Annotated in this window: 17 protein-coding genes; 5 read left to right on the top strand and 12 right to left on the bottom strand. The window is 58.4% G+C overall.

The genetic code is table 11. From position 1 onward, the window contains the following. The first annotated feature begins 45 nt into the window (after positions 1-45). The 3 genes from VXL81_RS09490 to VXL81_RS09500 all read left to right on the top strand — a co-directional run bounded on the left by VXL81_RS09490 (position 46) and on the right by VXL81_RS09500 (position 4,257). Positions 46-1,818 carry an acyl-CoA dehydrogenase gene (locus tag VXL81_RS09490; RefSeq protein ID WP_416553981.1) on the top strand — a complete coding sequence of 591 codons (1,773 nt, stop codon included), beginning with the start codon at positions 46-48 and terminating at the stop codon, positions 1,816-1,818. Between the two features lie 55 nt (positions 1,819-1,873). Then, entirely contained in the window at positions 1,874-2,680 is an 807-nt protein-coding gene (gene dmdD / locus VXL81_RS09495; RefSeq protein ID WP_416535465.1) for a methylthioacryloyl-CoA hydratase, read from the top strand. Between the two features lie 83 nt (positions 2,681-2,763). Further along, positions 2,764-4,257: a PLP-dependent aminotransferase family protein gene (locus VXL81_RS09500; RefSeq protein WP_416553983.1), complete on the top strand. Its 1,494-nt coding sequence runs from the start codon at positions 2,764-2,766 to the stop codon at positions 4,255-4,257. 80 nt (positions 4,258-4,337) lie between these two features. Here the strand turns inward: VXL81_RS09500 and VXL81_RS09505 are convergent, their stop codons facing one another. The 5 genes from VXL81_RS09505 to VXL81_RS09525 are packed head-to-tail and all read right to left on the bottom strand — an operon-like array spanning position 4,338 to position 10,613. Then, positions 4,338-5,405: a dihydroorotate dehydrogenase gene (locus VXL81_RS09505; RefSeq protein ID WP_416553985.1), complete on the bottom strand. Its 1,068-nt coding sequence runs from the start codon at positions 5,403-5,405 to the stop codon at positions 4,338-4,340. A gap of 3 nt (positions 5,406-5,408) precedes the next feature. Further along, positions 5,409-6,305, bottom strand: coding sequence for a 3-keto-5-aminohexanoate cleavage protein (locus VXL81_RS09510; protein WP_416535467.1), 897 nt, complete (start codon positions 6,303-6,305; stop codon positions 5,409-5,411). After that, a complete protein-coding gene (locus VXL81_RS09515) occupies positions 6,302-7,504 on the bottom strand; it encodes a pyridoxal-phosphate-dependent aminotransferase family protein (protein WP_416553987.1) in 1,203 nt (400 codons plus the stop codon). The genes VXL81_RS09510 and VXL81_RS09515 overlap by 4 nt, the downstream gene beginning before the upstream one ends. Beyond that, a complete protein-coding gene (locus VXL81_RS09520) occupies positions 7,497-9,470 on the bottom strand; it encodes a TRAP transporter permease (RefSeq protein ID WP_416553989.1) in 1,974 nt (657 codons plus the stop codon). Before VXL81_RS09520 ends, VXL81_RS09515 begins: the two co-directional genes overlap by 8 nt. Before the next feature lie 3 nt (positions 9,471-9,473). Next, positions 9,474-10,613, bottom strand: coding sequence for a TAXI family TRAP transporter solute-binding subunit (locus VXL81_RS09525; RefSeq protein ID WP_416553991.1), 1,140 nt, complete (start codon positions 10,611-10,613; stop codon positions 9,474-9,476). Between the two features lie 245 nt (positions 10,614-10,858). On the opposite strand from VXL81_RS09525, the gene VXL81_RS09530 reads away from it, so the two are divergent. Beyond that, on the top strand, positions 10,859-11,635 hold the full coding sequence (locus VXL81_RS09530) for a DNA-binding transcriptional regulator (RefSeq protein WP_416553993.1): 777 nt from the start codon (positions 10,859-10,861) through the stop codon (positions 11,633-11,635). Between the two features lie 8 nt (positions 11,636-11,643). Here VXL81_RS09530 and VXL81_RS09535 read toward each other — a convergent pair whose 3' ends face one another. Genes VXL81_RS09535 through VXL81_RS09565 form a run of 7 tightly spaced genes read right to left on the bottom strand, consistent with a single transcriptional unit; the run spans position 11,644 to position 17,312 of the window. After that, a complete protein-coding gene (locus tag VXL81_RS09535; RefSeq protein WP_416535472.1) occupies positions 11,644-12,273 on the bottom strand; it encodes a fumarate hydratase C-terminal domain-containing protein in 630 nt (209 codons plus the stop codon). Further along, positions 12,270-13,136, bottom strand: a complete 867-nt coding sequence (locus tag VXL81_RS09540) for a fumarate hydratase (RefSeq protein WP_416535473.1) — start codon at positions 13,134-13,136, stop codon at positions 12,270-12,272. Before VXL81_RS09540 ends, VXL81_RS09535 begins: the two co-directional genes overlap by 4 nt. Position 13,137: 1 nt before the next feature. After that, the gene (locus tag VXL81_RS09545; RefSeq protein ID WP_416538053.1) at positions 13,138-13,770 is read right to left on the bottom strand and encodes a flavin reductase family protein; all 633 of its coding nucleotides are present in this window, start codon (positions 13,768-13,770) and stop codon (positions 13,138-13,140) included. After that, positions 13,757-14,638: an NAD(P)-dependent oxidoreductase gene (locus VXL81_RS09550; RefSeq protein ID WP_416553995.1), complete on the bottom strand. Its 882-nt coding sequence runs from the start codon at positions 14,636-14,638 to the stop codon at positions 13,757-13,759. Before VXL81_RS09550 ends, VXL81_RS09545 begins: the two co-directional genes overlap by 14 nt. A 26-nt stretch (positions 14,639-14,664) precedes the next feature. After that, positions 14,665-15,564 (bottom strand): hypothetical protein, encoded by a 900-nt coding sequence (locus tag VXL81_RS09555; RefSeq protein ID WP_416553997.1) that lies wholly within the window; start codon positions 15,562-15,564, stop codon positions 14,665-14,667. 3 nt (positions 15,565-15,567) lie between these two features. After that, positions 15,568-16,353 carry an HpcH/HpaI aldolase family protein gene (locus tag VXL81_RS09560; RefSeq protein ID WP_416553999.1) on the bottom strand — a complete coding sequence of 262 codons (786 nt, stop codon included), beginning with the start codon at positions 16,351-16,353 and terminating at the stop codon, positions 15,568-15,570. Positions 16,354-16,364: 11 nt separating this feature from the next. Next, positions 16,365-17,312: a DUF6282 family protein gene (locus VXL81_RS09565; protein WP_416554001.1), complete on the bottom strand. Its 948-nt coding sequence runs from the start codon at positions 17,310-17,312 to the stop codon at positions 16,365-16,367. A gap of 314 nt (positions 17,313-17,626) precedes the next feature. On the opposite strand from VXL81_RS09565, the gene VXL81_RS09570 reads away from it, so the two are divergent. Then, entirely contained in the window at positions 17,627-18,877 is a 1,251-nt protein-coding gene (locus VXL81_RS09570) for a sarcosine oxidase subunit beta family protein (RefSeq protein WP_416554003.1), read from the top strand. Positions 18,878-18,887: the final 10 nt, after the last annotated feature.

Consider the following 18,887-nt stretch of genomic DNA (forward strand, 5'->3'; position numbering starts at 1 on the left):
GTACCGTAGATACGCGACAGCAGGTAGCACAGCAGCGAGGCGCCAATGACTTATCAAGCTCCAATCCGTGACCTGATGTTCAATCTCGAACATCTTTCCCAATGGCCGCAGATCGTGTCCTTGGACAAGTACAGCGAAATTGAACGCGCTGACGCTCAGGCTGCATTGGAAGAATTTGGCAGGTTCTGCGGGGATCTCATCGCGCCGCTGTCACATGAGGCCGACACGGCGGGCGCGCGACTTGAGGGGAACAAAGTGGTTCTCCCAAGAGCCTATGAAAAAGCCTACGCGCAGTTTGTCGACATGGGGTGGCAAAGCCTGGCACACCCTGCGGGCCATGGCGGAATGGGCTTGCCGCGGGCCGTCGGAGCTGCCGCGGCGGAGATCCTGAATGCGTCGGACATGAGCTTTGGCCTGTGCCCACTTCTGACCGATGGTGCCATCGACGCGCTGGAGCTCTCCGGCACGGATGAACAGAAGGAAATTTATCTCCGGCCGCTGGTGTCCGGCAAGTGGAGCGGGACAATGAACCTGACCGAGCCTCAGGCCGGCAGTGATCTTGGTCGCGTGCGTTGCAAAGCTGAGCCGCGCGAGGACGGCAGCTACAGCATCAGTGGCACCAAGATTTTCATCACCTATGGCGAACATGATCTCTCCGAGAACATTATCCATCTGGTTCTCGCGCGCACTCCCGACGCCCCGGAGGGACACAGGGGGCTGAGCCTGTTTCTGGTGCCGAAATACCTCGTTGATGAGAATGGCCACCCCGGCGACCGCAACCGTGTCAACTGTGTGAGCATCGAACACAAGCTGGGGGTGCGGGCAAGTCCGACAGCGGTTCTGGAATATGCAGGTGCCACCGGATATCTGATCGGGGCAGAAAACCGCGGGTTGGAATATATGTTCACCATGATGAATGCCGCGCGCTTTGCCGTCGGCGTTCAGGGGGTCGCCTTGTCCGACCGCGCCTATCAGCAAGCGCTTGCCTACGCCCAGGAGCGGGTTCAGGGACAAGGCATCGGGCTGGACCCTGAACAGGTTCCGACCATCATCGGCCATCCCGATGTGCGCCGGCTGGTGCTGCGGATGCGGGCTCTGGTCGAAGGTGGCCGGTCGCTCAGCATGGCAGCGGCTGGCTGGTTGGACCTGTCTCGGAACGGGACCAACAGCACGCGCGCAGAGGCAACGCCGATCGCCGAATTCTTCGTCCCTCTGGTCAAAGCCTTCTGCACCGAGCGAGCGGTCGAAGTGGCCTCCCTCGGCGTGCAGGTCCATGGCGGAATGGGCTTCATCGAAGAGACCGGCGTCGCACAATTCTACCGGGATGCCAGGATCTTGCCGATTTACGAAGGAACCACGGCAATTCAGGCGAATGACCTATTGGGACGCAAGGTGCTGCGAGACGGCGGACAGACAGCGCGCCGGTTCTCGGCCATGATTGCAGAGACCGAAAGCGCCCTGAAAACTGGGAGCCCGAAAGCGCAGGACATCGCGAAATGTCTTGGCGATGCGCGGGAAGCGTTTGACGCCAGCCTGGACTGGCTGCTGGACATTGGCAGCGATGATCTCAGGTCCGTCTTTGCCGGCAGCGTCCCTTTCCTCAATCTAACCGGGACGCTTGCGGCCGGATGGCAATTGGCACGCGCGGCGCGTGCTGCCGAGATTGAGTTGGAACAGGGCAGCGAGCCTGAATTCATGGCACAAAAAATCACCACCGCCCAGATCTTCGCCCGGCATGTCCTGGTCGAATGCGAAAGCGACCGGGCCCGGATCATCAACGGTGCATCGAGTCTCCTCGACGAGACAAGCCGACTCTGACCTTCCGCAGCCTACCCTCCCAAGGGCACCCATTTAATCCGAAAAGGATCCCCCCATGTTGGCAAAAGACAGCTTCAGCTCCTATCAGAACCTCGCCATCGACGTGCGCGACAACGGTGTCTGTGTCGTAAAACTCAACCGCCCCTCGAAACGAAACGCGCTGGACACCGCAACCATTGAAGAGCTGGTTCAGTTCTTTAGCGGTGCACATCGCAACGGTGTAAAGGCAGTGGTGCTGGCCGGGGCGGGGGACCATTTCTGTGCAGGTCTGGACCTCGTCGAACATTGGAAAGAGGATCGCAGCCCGGACGAATTCATGCATGTCTGCCTGCGCTGGCACGAAGCATTCAACAAGATGGAATATGGCGGGGTTCCCGTCATCGCAGCCCTGCAGGGCGCGGTTGTTGGCGGCGGTCTTGAGCTGGCCAGCGCAGCCCATATCCGGGTGATAGACCAAAGCACATATTTCGCGCTGCCAGAGGGCCAGCGTGGCATTTTCACCGGTGGCGGCGCGACCATCCGTGTCTCTGATTTGATTGGCAAATCACGGATGATCGACATGATCCTGATGGGACGTGTTTATCAGGGGCAGGAAGCCGTTGACCTTGGGCTGGCGCAATACATCACTGAAGGATCCAGCTTTGACAAGGCATTGGAACTTGCCGATCGCGCGGCGGAAAACCTGCCGTTGACCAACTACGCGATCTGTTCCGCAATCAGCCATCTCAACAATATGTCCGGTATGGATGCCGCCTATGCCGAAGCGGTGGTCGCCGGTGTTGTGAACACGCAGCCCGCGGCACGGGCACGGCTTGAAGCCTTTGCGAACAAAACGGCTGCACGCGTTCGTCCGAATGAATAACGCAGCATTCCTCTCGCCCATCCGGATCAGGGTGGGTGGGACCTACCGTTCGGGGGGCAGCGGCCACAAAGACAGTTTTCGCCTTGACTGGTCTGATCGAACTTATCAATAGTTGTGCTATGACTAAGGCCAGATCAGGAGCGGCACTGCTCTCCCTTTCACTGGATCGCGACGGACCAGAAACGTTGCAGGCACAGCTGCTGTCTCAATTGAGACGCCTGATTCTCGAGCATGTGCTTTCGCCAGGGTCAAAGCTCCCGTCAAGCCGGACATTGGCTGATGAACTCTCGGTGTCACGGGTGACGGTCTCCGCCGTGATCGATCAGTTGATCAGCGAGGGCTATCTGGAAGGGCGCGCCAGATCCGGTGTCTACGTCGAAGCAGAATTGCCCGAACAGCTGCCGGGATTGGCAGGAGCACCAGGCCCGCAGGATACAGACGCAGCCATGCCGGACGCTACTCCCGACATGCCCGCACAGTTACGAACCTTTGATATCTCCGCATCTGAGATCGCACTGTTTCCATACCGCCAATGGAGCCGCCACCACGACAAAACCTGGCGTATGCCCGAAGCCGCGTTGCTGGCGCGCGTCGATCCTTTTGGTTGGCCGCCGCTGCGCAGCGCGATTGCCGATCATTTGCGAGAATGGCGTGGCTTGCCCTGCACGCCAGAGCAGATCTTCATCACCTCCGGTGTCGTCGAAGCGATTGGCCTGATCGCGGCTGCCGTGTTGAGGGAAGGCGATGAGGTCCTGACCGAAGATCCCGGGTATATGATCCTCAATCGCGCCTTGCATCACAACCGGCTAATCCCAGTGCCGTCGCTGGTTGATCAGTCGGGCTTCGACATCAAGAGCGCACTGAAAGCCACACCGAGGGCAAAAGCGGCGATTGTGACACCGTCGCGTCAGTACCCGCTGGGCGTGACATTGCCGCTTTCCCGCCGACTGGAACTGATCGAATGGGCCGTCGCGAGACAGGCCTATGTGATCGAGGACGACTTTGACAGTGAGTATCGATTTCAGGGTCGACCGCTCCCGGCGATGATGAGCCTCAACAATCAGGATCGGGTGATCTACGTCGGCAGCTTCTCCAAGGTGGTCTTTTCTGCACTAAGGCTAGGGTTTGTGGTTTTTCCAAAACCACTTTTGTCGCAGGTCAGAGCCGTGCTGGAACAGACCGACCCGCAGGCGTCACTCGTGCTGCAACCCGTGCTGGCCCGTTTCATGCAGAGCGGCGATTTTGCCACCCATATCCGGCGGATGCGACGCCTCTACGCAAAACGACATGCGGCGCTGCTGCGGGCGATCTGCGTCCATGCAGGCGATCTACTGACCGTGGATCCGGTACCTGCCGGAATGCACTTGGTGGCAAGGCTCACATCTTCGCTCGAGAGCCGCATGAGCGATGTCGAGGCTGCAAAGCGCGCCGATTTGGCCGGGGTTTCCGTCAGACCGCTGTCGTCATTTTTTGCACAGACGCCCAACATGCAAGGGCTGGTCATGGGCTTTGCAGGGTTCTCAGAAGACACACTTGACCAAGGCGTTCAGGATCTAGCGGCGGCCTTACGTGCATGAAACCAGACCTGTCTTGTCAACTCAATCAATCCTATTTTTAACATAACTACCATTATCAATCATCTTGTGGGCGCAATTCCTCAGCCCTCGGGCGCTGCATCCGCTGTTGATGGGATAAAATCGCGCCAATGATCCCCGACGGTGGGCAGTTCTGTATAGGTCCGCCGTGCGTCGGCGGCGCGACCGATGAGATCGGCGGCAGACATGCCCATTTTGTCACAATAGGCTTCCAGTTCATCCACCGCGTCCGTGATCACCCTCCAGCCGCGCAGCATCACCTCGGAGGATATCCCTACGGCACTGCTACCAGCCAGCATCATCCGGGCAACGTCCCGACCATTTGTCGCGCCGTTGGTGCCAATCAATGGGCAGCCCGGACCAAGACGTCGTCGGCTTGTTGCCAACCAATGGCAAGTGATCGGCAGGTTCCAATACCCCCCGATACCGCAGCTTGTGTCCAGCACAGGTTTTTGTGTTTCAAGATCAGGCACCAACCCAAGCGACCGGCCTGCCATAACCACGCTTTGGGCGCCTGCGGAAAACGCTGCTTCAGCGAGGTCGCCTACGCGTTCGCTTTGACCTGAGATCTTGATCCAGACCGGAATATCTAATGCTTCAACCATCATTCCGGTGAGCCCTGCCACCCGTTCGGGGACCAGCTCCGTGCTGACAGCACAGCGCGCCGCCTGGCTGGCGTAGGGCGTACCGATGTTCAGTTCCAGCAGCTTCAGCCCGGCGGCCTGGATCGCGCGCGCCATGTCCAGGGCTGCGGCTGGCTGGGCCAGGACCAGTGACGGTACGAACAGACAGTCGTGTTGACCTGCCAGACGGTCCATACTCACAGCTTGCAAGAGCCAAGCGTCAAAGGTCAGTGACGGTAGCCCAGATCGGGTAAACACCGTCAGTCCGCGCGGAGCATCCTCGGACCAATCCACCTTGTTCCAGTCTCGATCCAGCAAAGTGTATTCAGCCTGCTGCAACTGGTGCCTGGCGGCTTGCGACTCGTTGATAGATTTGCCGACCACCGCACCCGCGCCGGCTTCAATCGCAGCACGGACCCCCTCGATATCAATCAGATGTTCTCCCGGCGCCGCGATCACCGGGTTCTTCAGGCAAAGATCTCCAATGCGGGTCTCAAGCTTGGCCATGCGTCACCCGCCGACTTCCAGCCGTTCCCCTGAGCACACAGTCTCCTTGACCTGCGGCCCTGGCGTCGACGCCCGCAATCCCAGAATGCGGCGTGCCTCATCTGTGGTCGCGACAGGACGCTCGTATTTTTCGCAGAGCGCTGTCACACGCTCCACGAGTGCAGCGTTCGACGGCGCCAGCGTATTGCGGTCGAGCCTGACATTATCCTCAAGACCCGTTCGCGTGTGTCCACCTGTCGAGATTGCCCATTCATTGACAACCAACTGGGCAGCGCCAATGCCGGCAGCGCACCACGGCGATGTCGGCGACAGCCGTTGCAGCGTTGCCCGGTAGATATCAAATATGGCTCTGTCTGCGGGCATCGCATTGCGCACCCCCATGACAAACTGCACATAAGGCGGGTCATGCAACTTACCCTCTTGCGCCATCGTGCACGCATTTACGATATGGCTAAGATCAAAGGCTTCAATCTCCGGCATCACACCGTAGGCCGCCATCTCGCTTGCCAGCCAATCAACCAGCTCGGGCGGGTTTTCGTAGACCCGTGTTGGGAAGTTGTTTGATCCGACCGAAAGCGACGCCATATCGGGCCGCAGTGACAGCATACCGCCCCGCGTCCGGCCAGACCCGGACCGGCCACCTGTGGACAGCTGGACGATCATGCCATCACAGTGCTTGCGGATTCCTTCCATCAGGCGCGCGAATTTCTCAGGATCCGAACTGGGTGTTTCGTCCTGGTTCCGAACATGACAATGCGCAATCGCGGCACCGGCCTCAAACGCGGCCTGGGTGCTTTCGATCTGTTCATCAACTGAAATTGGAACCGCCGGATTGTCCGACTTGCGGGGCAGTGACCCGGTAATTGCCACACAGATTATGCAGGGTGCTTGGTCGGTCATGGGCGGGATTCTTCCAGATTGGCCAAGGCCTCTATCGCCGCCCCTGCTCCGCCTGCATCGGCCTGTATGCCGAGCACCTTCAGAGCCAAATCAATGCTTGATATCGCCCCCAGAATGGTCGGTGCATTGATGTGCCCCATATGCCCGATCCGTATCGACTTGTTGGCCCAGTCGCCCAGGCCCCGGCCCAGCGTAACACCGCAATGTTGCTTGCAGAAAGCGATGATCCTATGCGCGTGTGTGTCGGCAAAGTTCAGCACCGATACCGATGGCGCGCGAGCAGACGGGTCCATAATATTCACCATCGCGCCCGCCGCCGCCCATTGGCCAATTGCGGCCACTGTCGCATCTCTAAGCGCTGCGTGACGTGCAAAGACCGCGCCGAGCCCCTCCCGCTCCATCATGTCTAGTGCTGCCGCGAGCCCGAACAAGAGCTGTTCGGGCGGCGTGCCACAGTATTTAGAGTAGTGATCACCCGTCATTCGCGCGGTCCAATCCCAGTAGCGGGACCGCAGACCCGCTGAGGCATGGGCCGCCAATGCACGCGGTCCTGCCACCACGAAACCCAGTCCCGCTGGACACATCAGACCTTTCTGTGACGCTGATACCGCAACATCCAGTTGCCATTCGTCGAAAGCAAATGGCATGGTGCCCAGCGACGCGATGGCATCCACCATCAGCAGAGCAGAATGACCAGTGACGTCTATGGCCTGCCGGATGGCACCGATCTTGTTGCAGACGCCTGAGGCGGTATCGACCTGAACACAGAGGATGGCGGCAATCTCGTTCGCGCTGTCTTCTGTCAATCGCCGTATCAGCGCGTCGGTGTCGATGGGTCGGTGCCAGTCGCCCGGCAGGATCTCGATCTGTAATCCCATCGCCTCTGCCATGTCTCCCCAGCCAAGCGCGAACCGGCCGGATTCCAAGACCAGAATTCGATCTCCGCGCGACAACGTATTGCAAAGCGCCGCATCCCAGACGCCATGACCGTTGGCCGCATAGAGAAAGACCCGCTGCGATGTGCCGAATGCTTTCTGCAAGCCTGCCTCGCACCGGGCCGTCACGTCGAGAAGCGGCCCGGAATAGATGTCGATGGAGGGGCGCTGGATCGCCGTGCGCACGGCATCGGGAAGGATCGACGGCCCCGGGATCAGAATGGTTTCCGGTCCGGCGGCCAGTTTTGGGAAAGCATCAATCATGGCTTAGCTCGATCTTGCCAAGCCGCCGCTCCCGCAGAAAGGCAGAGGCCACCACCGGGATGATCACAAGCCCCGCCAAACCCAGGATTTCATGCTTTTCAAGCGGGATGACCGTGTGCCCGGGGAGCGGCATGATGATCGCACCCGCAATGAGCAGCAGCCGGTCGTGTAGCTTCAGACGACCAACACCCGCCAGATAGCCCTGCATACCGCTGGCAAAGCACATCACACCCAAGACCGCGATGCTAAGTGCGATCACGATTTCACCCGGGCTGCCGACCAGAATTAACGCCGGATCCAGCACGAAGAAGAAGGGGATGAAGTAGATGACGCTGCCAAGTCTCATCGCCTCAACTCCCGTGGCCATTGGCGGTGCCTTTGCGACCGAGGCGGCGGCAAACGCCCCCAGCGCAACAGGCGGCGTGATGAACGACAGCATACCCCAGTAAAAAATGAACATATGGACGGCCATTGCATTCATTCCGGTCGCAACCAGTGCGGGAGCAAGAATAATCGCGAGAAAGATGTAGGCCGCCGTCACCGTCATACCGATACCAAGCACAAAGCTGGTCATCGCCCCGATGATCAAAAGCACCATAGGCGAGCCGCCAGCGATCGACAGCAGGTCATTCACCAACGTTCCGGCAAGCCCGGTCATCGAGAGGGCACCCACAATCAAACCAATCCCCGCCAATACGCTAACGAGTTCGGCAAAAAGCTTCGTCAGCGTGTCAACAAAGGCAAGCAGCTCGTCACGTCCCCAGCGCGTGTTCTTTGAGAACAGCTGATTGATGATCAGCAGCACTGGAGTTGCATAGAACGGCGCCAGCATTTCGCGGCGAAGGAAAAGCAGCAGATAAACAAGGAGAGCGAAGGCAAAGATATAGAACCACCCTTCTTTCAGCGTCTGTCGCACCGATGGCAATTCCGCGGCCTCAAGCCCCTTGATACCTTCGCGCGCCGCGCGCGCGTCGATCTGGATGAAAAGCCCGAAGAAATATAAGAACGACGGGATAATCGCGGCCATTGCAACACTGGCGTAAGAGACCTCGAGAAAATTGGCCATGATGAAGGCTGTGGCGCCCATAACTGGCGGCATCAGCACACCACCCGTTGAAGCGCAGGCCTCGACCCCGGCGGCAAAGGGTGCCTTTAGCTTGATACGTCGCATCGCAGGGATGGTCATCACACCGGTAGTCATGACATTGGTCACAACCGAGCCGCTCATCGAGCCCATCAGGCCGCTTGCTACAATCGCAACCTTCGCTGGCCCGCCACGAATATGTCCCAGCAGAGCAAAGGCAAGATTAATGAAGAATGTGCCGGCCCCGGTATGCTGTAGCGCTGCACCAAAGATCAGAAACCCGATGACCAGATTTGCGAACGCCCGCATCGGGATGCCCACAATGCTCTCGTTGCTCATGGCATGGTAACCCGCCGCAGTCTCCAGCGGGTAGGAAAACCCGCGAATGGGGCCGGGCATGGCATCGGCAAACAATGGATAGAGGGACACGACGCCCACAATAACGGCGAGTGCCGTGCCGCCGGCGCGGCGCGAGGCCTCAAAGATCAGGACCCAGAGTGCCATCGAAATATAGGTGGCGCGCGCGGGTGCCGCGAGCTCCCAGCCATTTTGCATCATGTTGAGCGAGTTTGCGATAAACCAGCACAGCACAGATCCGGTCAGGACCGCCAGGACGATATCGTAAAACGGCACCCTGGTGCCGGTCGCAGCCTTGCCAATGGGCAAGATGATGAAGACGGACGGGATGATCAAAAGCAAAAGCAGATACATATACTGATTTGCAAGAAGTGTATGGCCCACAAAGAAATGCAGATTGAAGGCCTGATTGATCGAAAGAAACACTACGGCGCAGGTGCTTGCCCGCAGCAACCAGAGCCAGGCATTGCCGACAGGTCGGAAACGGCTGACCGACGCTTCTAGGTCGTCCATCTTCGTACTCATGGATCAGTTATCCCAAACTGTCGGCATATTTGCCGCTCGCAGCGCATCTGCACGCGCGGCCATCCAGCGCTTCTGGAAGTCATCGGCGCTTTTGTCTTCCAGGTCTTGCCACGCATTTGCGATCACAGCCTGCCGGCTCCGAAGATACCGGTTGTGCGCTTCATTTTCGTCAGACCACAGGCCAACCGACTTCCAATACGCAACCGCTCCTTCATGATACGGCAAGACCCATTGGAAATTCTGCCGATCCTTGGCCCAGCCACTGGCGGAGGGCTCGGCGGCGACAAATCTCTCGAACTGCTCGTCGATGCCCTTTGCCATGTTCATCACAAGCTCAGCATCGCGATCCGGCGCGGTCACGAGAATTGGATAGGGAAAGCCGCTGCATTGCAACGGGTTAGCATCCGAGATGTTGGTACCGGCCGTTGCGATCCGTTTGGCCATATGAGGGGCCACGGCCTGCATTCTCGCCCAATTTGCGGTTTCATCATGTGGAGTTTCAAGCCAGCGCAAACCCCGCGGAGACGCGTCAACTTCGGTGCCGCCGCCTGTGGTAAATGAAGTCATCGCGTCGGCCTGATCATTCAGGATTGCTTTCCATGCCGCGTCAAACCCGCTTACCTCGACTTTGGTGACATCGTCCCAAGTCAATCCGCCATATGCGAGAAAGGCCGTCACATTGGTCTGTAGCGCGGGTGAACCGACAACCCAAGGCAACCGCTTGCCCTTGAGATCTGCCGCAGTCACGATATTCGCGTCTGCCGCAGTTCCAAGCGCGAGACAGTTGTTGCCGGATGCGCTCATCACCATTTGCAGGGGTTGTGGCCCCAGTTCCGGTTTCGCCCACCCGAGGACGCCCTCAGCTGCATAGAACACGCCAGATCCGGCAGCGGCAAAATCGATCTGACCGCTCACCACTGGCACAACGCGAGAGACGTCATTTTTAGCCGGAACAACGCGCAGCGTAACGCCGTATTCGTCCTGGAGCGCCTTGCCGATAGCAACCGACTGGCTATAGCCCGAGCTTCCGACATTATAGGCTGTCCACGACAACGTATCGGGCAGCTTGGTCTCTTCCGCCGCGGCGGCACCGCCCAGGCACATCGCCAAAAGCGGACCCATTATTCTAAGCGTTTTGGTCATTTCTATTTCTCACACTTCCTAGTCGGTTACGCGGTCCGGTTTCCGCCCTTTGTTCTGGTTAGAACTCAGTCGCCCTGGCCTTTGCCCCATTGAAAACTCTTGGTCGAAAACCTGGACGAGCGTCTGAGTTAACCTGTGATTTACTGTCAGGTCTTGCCTGCGACCTCTCAACGATTGCGCAGGGATGTTCCACTGTGTGGAACAATATGGTAAGCGTTCCGGACATCGCATAAGGGAGCAGGTTGTTGGTACGGTATACTCCGGTCAGATCCGTCGAGCGGGCGATGGCGGTGCTTGAGGAAATGAACCGCGTCAAAAGCTCCACGGTTGCTCAACTGCATCTCCGCACCAAACTCGCAAAGCCGACAATCGTGCGGTTGCTCCAGACGCTGGAACACATCGGTTATGTGAGCAGAGATGAACGCCAGTCGGGCTATGTTCTGACCTCAAAGGTCATGTCGCTTAGTGCCGGGTTTCACAATGACCCGCTGGTTGTCGAAGCCGGGCGAGCCTATGCCATTGCCCTGACAAAGCAGGTTACTTGGCCGGTCTCAATCGCCATTCCAGATCAGGGCGATGTCGTGGTTCGGTTCTCAACCATTCCCGACAGCCCGATTTCACCGTTTCACGCAACGGTGAATATGCGCCTGTCATTGGATCTTCATGGGCTGGGACTTGCCTATCTGGCTTTCTGTCCCGAGGACGAGCAGCGCATTTTGTTGAAATCGATATTCGAACGCGGCAGGAGTGAGACGCCGCAATCAGGCGACACAGAAACCGGGCTGCAAGGGCGACTGGCCCTCATCAAGCAGCAGGGATTTGCGGAGCGGCTGCGCGCCGCCGGCAACGAAAGCTCCAACACGATCGCGGTTCCGATCCTTGGCGAAGGCCGCGTACTGGGGACTTTGGGTATTACCTATTTCCGCTCGGCCGTCCGGCGCGCGGATGCCGTTCGCGACTTTCTGCGCCCGCTACAGGATGCGGCCAAACAGATCGCCAGCAATGTCCGCGATCTGACCTGAGAGCTGTGTCAACGTGCTCGGGTTTCGTTCAACTCTTTCATCAGCGCCTCGAAGCGGGAATCCGCTTGGGCCTGCAACTCGGAATAGAGAGAATTGCCACGCACATCGACACCAACGGTCAAGGGGCCCAATTGCTTCACGCGCAAGCGCGTCAGCCGAAATTGCAGGATGAGATCTGTCCACGCCACGTCGATTACATCTTCGACCGCCTCTGACGTCAATGCGCTGGCCCCACCCACAAATGACAGATAAACACAGCGCATCTCGCGCATTGCCTCTACCGTCTGCGGACCGACACCGCCTTTTCCACCGATCGCCTTTACCCCACTGGCGCGAATGATCGCTGGCAGATGGGGCTCAAATCGCGTGCTGGTTGACGGGTTGATGTAGCGACATGTTTTGTCGGATCCACTCTCTTCGATATAAGCACCGACCTGACACAACATACCGTCTTTGAGGTCTATCGGCAGCTCAACCCCCGATTGCAGATAGTCCTTCATCCGCTTATGCGTCGGCAGACCAACGGTTACAACGATATCCCCTGTGAGATAGACAAGGTCACCGATCCTAAGCCTGTCCAGACAATCCTGTTGCAGCGGCAAGGTCAAATCGTGGCTCTGGGATTGCGTATTGGTCATTCGATCCGCTCGATTTTGCCTGAGTTATAGAGGCGCGCGCGGGTTCTCCGGTTGATCCAGCAGTTGAAGCACACTGCCACTGGCGTAAACCCATGACCGGCGGAATAATCGATATGGATGCCCAGTGCTGTCGTATCGCCGCCCTGCCCCATTGGACCGAAACCCAGCTTGTTGATTGCCTTGAGCAAACGCTTTTCCATATCTGCCAGGATCGGCTCGGGGTTTGTCGTACCCATCGGTCGCAAGGTCGCATTCTTTGCGATTTTTGCAGCCTGATCGAAAGACCCGCCAATACCGACGCCAATCATGACGGGCGGGCAATGCTGCGAGCCGGCCTTAATCACCGTCTTGAGGATGAACTCCTCAATATCGGCCAGTCTAGGATAAACAAAGATCTCCAGCGCCGCCCAACGACCTGAGCCGAGCGCCTTGGGTGAACATGTGATGTCAATGTAATCCGCGCCATCGACGATATCCCAGTTGATGATGGGCATATCCTTGCCCTGATAGGAGCGTTCGTTTGTCAGAGGGTTCTGAACAAATTTCAAAAGCGGCGGATCGATGCGCTCAACAAGATCGCCAAAACCATCGACGAAGGCAGATTTCACATCCCCTTCGAACCGTGCCTGACTGCCGATCTTAACAGAATAGACCGGCACACCCGCATCCGAGCACAAAAACCGGTCGTGTTCTTCGGCCAGCTCCGAACTGCGGATCATGAAGTTCAGCACCTTCTTAGCGTTCTCACCGGTTTCCTCGGCATAGGCTTCGGCAAGCCGTGCTTTCGTGTCCTCGGGGATCTTCTTTAATGACCAATCATAAAGATCGCCGGTCAGCCGCCGCAGCGCATCGTACCTGATCATCTCAATCCTGTTCTTTCTTGACGTAGACCCGAGGCAACTGAAATCGCGGCCCCATTTCGGCGAAATCCAGATAGCCCAGGCGACTGATGTGCCTGACCTTGTTGTAGTCCACCATCCCGTCGGTGAGGCAGGCATCGTCAATATGAACACCAACCACATGGCCAAACACGATCGTATTGGGGTTCTCAGGACGTTCAGTTGGCAAATGCAGCACCTCGATGGTCTTGCACTCAAACTGAATGGGAGAAGCCGCAACCCGCAACGGTTGGACCAGCCTAGACGGGACCGAAGCTAGCCCGACCTCGTCGATCTCGCTAACCTCGCTGCCCCAAGCAGTCGAGGACAGGTTGACCTCCTCGCGCAGATCATAGGTGGCGACATTGTAGACGAATTCACCCGTATTCTCAGCGTTGACCCAACTGTCCTTGGGCGTGCCGTCCGGCTTCAACCCATTGCACGAGAACATGACGGTGGGCGGAAAATTATGCACGAGATTAAAGTAACTGAACGGCGCAAGGTTATGGATGCCATCGGCACTCACAGTCGAAATCCAGCCAATTGGCCGTGGCGCAACGCAGGCAGAGATAGGGTTATGTGGCAAGCCGTGCCCTTTTGACGGTTCAAAGAACATCATTGCCATCCTTCAGAATTGCACCCGGCATGGCCGCGAAATCGCGATCTGCATACCCGGCATCCCGAAACTGGGTGAAGCTTTCAAGCGCAGCCTGCAAGGCTGGCGTCGCGACTCCGCCTTGGGCTGCCACCTCGCAAAACACCCCTAGGTCCTTGGCAATGCCGGCGACTGTAAAGCTCGCCGGGCTCTCCTTGCCCAAAATAATCTCGGACTTCCCGGAAAGAGCACCATTTGCTGCAGGGCCGCTTATCAGAATGTCCAACATCAACTCACCCGGCAGGCCGAGGCTGCGCCCTACACCGAGCGCTTCGCGCAGCGACTGCCAATAGCTGGCCAGCATGATGTTATTGACGATTTTTGTCGCCAACCCCTGGCCCAACGGGCCGACGTGAAAAACCCGGTTTGCAAAGAGTTCGGCTACCGGCACGAAGCGGGCCACATCAACAGGCTCACCGCCGATAAAGACGCCTGCCTGTCCCATCGAGACAACCTTGGGCCAGCCCGAAACAGGCGCGTCAAGAACCCCAGCTCCGGCAGCCGTGATCCTGTCGGCATATCCTTTCAGCGTGGCCGGATTAACCGTGCTGGTGTCGACAACCAGCTTGCCACGCAAATCACAGGTTATCAGCCGGTCCAGCACTGCCGCGACCGCCCCGTCATCAAACAGCGACAATAGGACAATATCGACCTCCGCAACCAGATCGTCCAATATGGCAGGGGCACCAATGCCCCTTGCACCCGCCCAATCCACGTCCACCCCGCTCCGCGTCCAGCCCGAAACTGAACAGCCCTGTTCAGCCAATCTTGCCGCAAGTGCCGCGCCCATCTTGCCAAGCCCAACAACGCCAACTCGTTCGTTCATCGCCATTTCCTTCAAAGACTTTTCCGATCCGGTCAGCCCGCCATCGGATAGTCAGCCGCATTCAACACCCAACCGGGTTTCAGACTGAAATCCTCACGCGGGGGACAGAAGACATCAACCATTGCGTTTCTGTCAGCACCCGTCGCCCGACTGGTATGGATGACGGGCGGAGGAATAACGGTCACCGACGGGGCGCCCACTTTGACCTCCTGATCAGGGCGCCAATCCGCCATATCCGTGGTCCAGGGCCAGCGCAAATGATGCGAATAAGCGCCCTCAAGCACCAGTGAGCATTGTTCGAAATCATCATGATGATGTGGCGACATTTTGGTTGTGTCGCGTGGCCCGTCATAAGGATCAAGCACATTCACCATGAAGGTGGTGCATCGAAAAATCCGGCCAAATCGACCCGGCTCTGGCGGGACATCCAACGAGTAATGCCGGAGTAGCCACCCATCGGTGGGCTTAGGCCAGTCTTGCAAGGGCGGAATATGACTGCGCAGCGATTGATACGCGTCACCATTCGTGCAAAGCGCCACCAGATCCTTTGATCGGCTGGTGAACAGCCGGAAAAAACGCCCCCCTTTTGGAAGGATCACTGCGCTGTCGCCGGGTGGCACGAAGGCAATGGAGTTCCCAGGCACGTCGCAGGAATTGCCGCCGACAGTGATCGTCGCGCCGTTCTCCGGCAGCAGGACAACGTATTCGTCGCACTGATTTTGTCTGGTAAAACTGCCTCCCGGTTCCGCTTCGGTGCGCATGACAACGAGGTTCTGGCCTCTCAGGCACCATGTCAGGCCGTCGCTGCTGCGAACAGCGGGGTCGATCTTGTCGAACTCACCAATCTGCGGAATCGCTACTAGCCCCGTTCTGGGCTTGGCCGCGGCTTTTGTGCGCAGCGCCGACCGCGGGTCTGTCTTGTCATAGGCCATCAGTCACTCCTGTACTGCGGGAAGGGCATTGCGAAGCTCGGCAAGCCGCGCGCGGGCCGCATCACGGATGAACGTCTGATCCGACGCGAGCACGAAGGCGGTCGCTCCCAGTTCGCAGAGCCATCCGGCATCCTTGGCCGAACCCGCCATGGCGCAGATCGCCACCCCGTGCGCCCGCGCCGTTGCGCAGATGGTTTTTGTCGCCCGCAATACAGGCTCTGACCCGGGCTTTGTTTCGCCATAGGCAACGGTCAGATCGCCGCGCCCGATAAACACACCATCCAGCCCATCGGTCGTCACTATCGCGTCAATCTGCTCGACCGCCAAAGGATCCTCGATCATCGCGATGACCAGGCCCCTGTTGTCTTCCTTTTCAACATGCTCGGCGAGCGTGACCTCCCCAAATCGACCCGCACGCGTCGTCGGCGAATAGCCCCGCGATCCGCCGCGATAGCGCGCGGCGGAGACGATCGCCCTGGCTTTCTGTGCTGTGTCAACATGCGGAACAAGAATCCCGTCTGCACCGCAATCCAAAGCCGACAGGATGTCCGCCGGTTCGGCGCTCTTTACCCGAACGAGACAGCCGATATCTGCCGCCTTGCAGGCCAGAACGATCCGATCCGTGGCCTCACGAGAAATCGGAGCGTGCTCCTCGTCGACCACTACAAAGTCATAACCGACCACCCCGAGGATTTCCGCAGGCATGGTATGCGCAATCTTCAGAAAACTCCCGGTCAGATTGGTTTCGTGTAGAAACCTCTGACGAAATCCGCCCTTAACATAGGTCATATCCTGCCCTTTCACACGTCGGAGGCCAGCGGCAGACCAACAAGACGCGACGCGTTATCCCGCACCAGCAGGCGAATTTCATCCTCGCTGAAGCCGCTGACGAGGCACAGCTTGATCGCCTGTCGCATTCCTTCGACCGGAGTTGGATTGTCGATCTGACCCAAATCTGATCCGATCGAAGAATGTTCGACACCGGCAGCGCGGATGTGCTCAGCCAGAAGATGCGGTTCGAACACGTTAAAGCGGCTATCAACATACAGGCAGGCAGATTGCTCAACCAGCGCACCAAATTCGGCGATCTCGCGAATGTCGTCGTAGGTAAAGTGAAGCCCGTACATTGGGTGATTGACGATCAGTTTCTTCACCCCACGCGTTTTGGCTTCCTCGAACAGCTTCCATATCTCCCAGACGTGAAGATGCCCTGAGGACAGAACCGCATCGAACTCGGCAATTGAATCCAATATCTCTTTGACCGGATCAATGATCGCCCCCCGATCGTCCACGACGGTCAAAAGCCGTGGAGGCTTGAGCTTCACATTCATCGCCAATCGCGATTTCCGAAAGGACGAACGGATATGATTGGCCGATTGCGCCGTCGGCATCCAAATCATCGTACCGCCATGTTTCAACTGGGAATCAACCACATGCGGGTCGAATCCCCCGGTCGTGTTGTTCAGAACCAACCCGCCATACATCGCTACGCCCAGATCCCCGACCAGACGCTTCATCATCGGCAGAAAGGGTGCAACCGAGTAATGGTGGTCCTTGAACAGGATGCCACGCATTCCGGCAGCCGCCGCTTGCTCGACCGCCTGAATATGGTCGATCTGGCGTTCCATGATCGAGGGTCCTGAATGCACGTGGAGATCAACGGCACCGACCATTAAGCGGTCCACAACCACATCATCGACATCAGCTATCAACGCGCGGAACTCTTCTCGATTTTGGCTCAGTGTCATCTTGGTACCGTTTTTGTGGGTAATCGGGACCGATGATCGGGTAAATCCAGACCGGCATCCATGACGCCAGAGCCGTATTCCACGTGGTGGAATTCATGCGCCTCGCCCGCCAATACCGACTGGACCCGCTCCGGAATCGTCGCCACTTTCGGCCCTGTAGGATGACCCCTCCAAGCACTCGGGATCGAAGATTGCAAAGACTGGCGAGGGGCCCAGGCCCCGAATGTCGATTCTGACCTGAATCTTGTCCGAAAGCGCATCGGCAAGATCCTCCGAATTCGCGGCAACTGGTGCGGCAAGAAACAGGAGCCCCCATGCGATACTCTGCGTTTGGACTGATCAAGGAAGCTCTGAGCGGGCACAAAGGCTGGCGCCCGCAATGGCGCGATGCAGCGCCACAGCCCGCCTACGATTACGTCATCATCGGGGGCGGCGGCCATGGTCTGGCCACCGCCTATTACCTCGCCAAGGAGTTCGGCGGCGCGCGGATCGCGGTGCTGGAAAAGGGCTGGATTGGTGGCGGCAACGTCGGACGCAATACAACCATCATCCGATCCAACTACCTGCTGGATGGCAATGAGCCTTTTTACGAGTTCTCGCTCAAGCTTTGGGAAAACCTGGAGCAGGATCTGAACTACAATGCGATGGTCAGCCAGCGTGGGATCCTGAACCTGATCCACAGCGATGCGCAGCGCGACGCAGCCCGGCGCCGCGGCAATGCGATGATCCTGAACGGCTCGGACGCGGAACTGCTGGATACCGCCGGTGTGCGCGCCATGTATCCCTTCCTGAACTTCGACGATGCCCGCTTCCCGATCAAGGGCGGGTTGCTGCACCGGCGCGGCGGAACGGTGCGCCACGATGCGGTGGCCTGGGGCTATGCCCGGGGCGCGGATCAGCGCGGCGTCGATATCATTCAAAATTGCGAGGTCACGGGCCTGCGTATCGACGGAGGCAAGGTGCGCGGTGTCGAAACCTCTCGCGGCTACATTGGCGCGCGAAAGGTGGGCGTTTCGGTTGCTGGCAATTCCAGCCGGGTCATGGCCCTCGCCGGGATGCGCCTGCCCATCGAGAGCCATGTTCTGCAGGCCTTCGTCTCCGAGGGGCTGAAGCCCTTCATTCCTGGGGTGATCACCTATGGCGCCGGGCATTTTTATTGCAGCCAGTCAGACAAGGGCGGGCTCGTCTTTGGCGGCGATATCGACATGTATAACTCCTACGCACAACGTGGGAATTTGCCAGTGGTCGAGGATGTGGTGGAAAGCGGCATGTCCCTGATCCCGGCTCTTGGTCGCGCGCGTCTCCTGCGCAGCTGGGGCGGCATCATGGATATGTCGATGGACGGCTCTCCCTTCATCGACAAGACCCATATCGACGGCCTCTATTTCAACGGGGGCTGGTGCTACGGCGGCTTCAAGGCCACGCCAGCTGCGGGCTACTGCTTTGCCCATCTGCTGAAAACAGACCGCCTGCATGAGACGGCAACCGCCTACCGGCTGGATCGCTTCATGACTGGCCGCATGATCGACGAAAAGGGCCAGGGCGCCCAACCGAACCTGCATTGAGGACTTGTCC

The sequence above is a fragment of the Phaeobacter sp. JH204B genome (genome assembly GCF_048055755.1).
Classification (GTDB): Bacteria; Pseudomonadota; Alphaproteobacteria; order Rhodobacterales; family Rhodobacteraceae; genus Phaeobacter; species Phaeobacter bryozoorum.

Bases quoted from the DNA above. Each gene is read 5' to 3' on its own strand.
- VXL81_RS09490 (WP_416553981.1), top strand. From the start codon at position 46: ATGACTTATCAAGCTCCAATCCGTGACCTGATGTTCAATCTCGAACAT.
- dmdD (WP_416535465.1), top strand. From the start codon at position 1,874: ATGTTGGCAAAAGACAGCTTCAGCTCCTATCAGAACCTCGCCATCGAC.
- VXL81_RS09505 (WP_416553985.1), bottom strand. From the start codon at position 5,405: ATGGCCAAGCTTGAGACCCGCATTGGAGATCTTTGCCTGAAGAACCCG.
- VXL81_RS09510 (WP_416535467.1), bottom strand. From the start codon at position 6,305: ATGACCGACCAAGCACCCTGCATAATCTGTGTGGCAATTACCGGGTCA.
- VXL81_RS09515 (WP_416553987.1), bottom strand. From the start codon at position 7,504: ATGATTGATGCTTTCCCAAAACTGGCCGCCGGACCGGAAACCATTCTG.
- VXL81_RS09520 (WP_416553989.1), bottom strand. From the start codon at position 9,470: ATGAGTACGAAGATGGACGACCTAGAAGCGTCGGTCAGCCGTTTCCGA.
- VXL81_RS09525 (WP_416553991.1), bottom strand. From the start codon at position 10,613: ATGACCAAAACGCTTAGAATAATGGGTCCGCTTTTGGCGATGTGCCTG.
- VXL81_RS09535 (WP_416535472.1), bottom strand. From the start codon at position 12,273: ATGACCAATACGCAATCCCAGAGCCACGATTTGACCTTGCCGCTGCAA.
- VXL81_RS09540 (WP_416535473.1), bottom strand. From the start codon at position 13,136: ATGATCAGGTACGATGCGCTGCGGCGGCTGACCGGCGATCTTTATGAT.
- VXL81_RS09545 (WP_416538053.1), bottom strand. From the start codon at position 13,770: ATGATGTTCTTTGAACCGTCAAAAGGGCACGGCTTGCCACATAACCCT.
- VXL81_RS09550 (WP_416553995.1), bottom strand. From the start codon at position 14,638: ATGGCGATGAACGAACGAGTTGGCGTTGTTGGGCTTGGCAAGATGGGC.
- VXL81_RS09555 (WP_416553997.1), bottom strand. From the start codon at position 15,564: ATGGCCTATGACAAGACAGACCCGCGGTCGGCGCTGCGCACAAAAGCC.
- VXL81_RS09560 (WP_416553999.1), bottom strand. From the start codon at position 16,353: ATGACCTATGTTAAGGGCGGATTTCGTCAGAGGTTTCTACACGAAACC.
- VXL81_RS09565 (WP_416554001.1), bottom strand. From the start codon at position 17,312: ATGACACTGAGCCAAAATCGAGAAGAGTTCCGCGCGTTGATAGCTGAT.
- VXL81_RS09570 (WP_416554003.1), top strand. From the start codon at position 17,627: ATGCGATACTCTGCGTTTGGACTGATCAAGGAAGCTCTGAGCGGGCAC.